The organism is Photorhabdus sp. RM96S (assembly GCF_042879335.1).
Classification (GTDB): Bacteria; Pseudomonadota; Gammaproteobacteria; order Enterobacterales; family Enterobacteriaceae; genus Photorhabdus; species Photorhabdus kayaii.
The window spans coordinates 1-223 of the sequence record NZ_JBHFKT010000310.1 but is presented as its reverse complement, the minus strand read 5'-3'; the positions used below and the strand labels follow the sequence as shown (position 1 = coordinate 223).

General features: G+C 60.5%; 1 pseudogene. It reads left to right on the top strand.

The features are described from left to right. Positions 1–223, top strand: a pseudogene (locus ACGF49_RS25495) (recombinase XerD); the annotation flags it as partial.

Sequence of the window (223 nt, the reverse complement as noted above, 5' to 3'; positions counted from 1 at the left end):
GGGCAAGGGGAATAAAGACCGGGTATTGCCCCTCGGCGAACGGGCCTTAAACTGGCTCCAGTTCTATCAGCAGCAGGTTCGCCCGCAACTGCTGGTCACCCCGGACATCCAATCGCTGTTCGTGGCAATGGACGGTCTCGACGGGTTGCAGCCGAACGGTATCACGAATGCCGTGAGCGGCTATATCCGGGCCGCCGGCATCGAGAAAAAAGGTGCCTGCCAC